This window comes from Streptomyces sp. NPDC058221 (assembly GCF_042882365.1).
In the GTDB taxonomy this organism is placed as follows: domain Bacteria; phylum Actinomycetota; class Actinomycetes; order Streptomycetales; family Streptomycetaceae; genus Streptomyces.
On record NZ_JBHVWF010000160.1, the window covers coordinates 1 to 1047 of the forward strand.

A 1047-nucleotide genomic window follows, 5' to 3' on the forward strand; every position below is an offset into this window, starting at 1 on the left:
CCAACCCCCCCCGCCGCGGGCTGCCCCACCGCCCGGCGGCCCCCCCCCCCCCCCGCCCCCAACCTCCGCCCCGGGCCGGGCCGGCCCCCCCCAAACCCGCGCCCCCGCCTAAAGCGTCGACCGCAGCCACTGCTCCACGCTCGCCACATGCACCGTCGCCCAGGACCGCGCAGCCTCCGCGTCACGGTCCCGCAGCGCCGACACGATCGCGCGGTGCTCGCGCAGCGTGCGGCTCACCGCGTCCTCCTGGGTCAGACCGCGCCAGACCCGCGCCCGCGTAGTCGGCCCCGAAAGCCCGTCGAGCAGCGAGCAGAGCACCGAGTTGCCCGACGACTGCACGATGCCGCGGTGGAACTCCAGATCGCAGGCCACCAGCTCCTCGACCGAGGGACGGCTGCCCAGCGCGTCCAGCTGGGAACTCAGCAGATCCAGCTGCTCCTCGGTGATCCGGCTCGCCGCCATCGCGGTCGCGGCCGGCTCGAGGATCCGGCGGACCGCCAGGAACTCCAGCACCGTGTCGTCGCGGTGGAAGTCCACCACGAAGCTCAGCGCCTCCAGCAGCAACTGCGGATCCAGACTGGTGACATACGTGCCGTCGCCCTGGCGCACATCGAGAATGCGGATGAGCGACAGGGCGCGCACCGCCTCCCGCAGCGAGTTGCGGGACAGACCGAGTTCCGCGGCGAGTTCGCTCTCCTTGGGGAGACGATCGCCGGGCCGTAGCGCACCCGAGACGATCATTCCCTTGATCTTCTCGATGGCCTCGTCAGTGACAGCCATGGGCGACCTCCAGACATCCGATGTATCGCTCCATTATGCGTCCCCGACGGCGGCCCACGGGCCCTTCGGGGCAACCGGTGCGACGATCACCGCCGAGGCGTGGCAGATTCGCCCGGGTCCGTACGCATACGGGAGGGGGCGGCGTGCCCGGTTTGACCCCCCCCCCCCCCCGCCCGGCCGCGACGGCGGGGCCCCAGCCCCGCCACCCCCCCCGCCCCGCTCACGTCCGGCGCCCCCCCCCCGAACCGCAGCGACGGAACGCGCCCC

At 73.5% G+C, this 1047-nt stretch carries 1 protein-coding gene; it reads right to left on the bottom strand.

Annotated features, from left to right (window positions below; genetic code table 11):
• Positions 1-108 precede the first annotated feature (108 nt).
• On the bottom strand, positions 109-780 hold the full coding sequence (locus ACFVW8_RS33315) for a FadR/GntR family transcriptional regulator (protein WP_389696700.1): 672 nt from the start codon (positions 778-780) through the stop codon (positions 109-111).
• Between the last annotated feature and the right edge of the window lie 267 nt (positions 781-1047).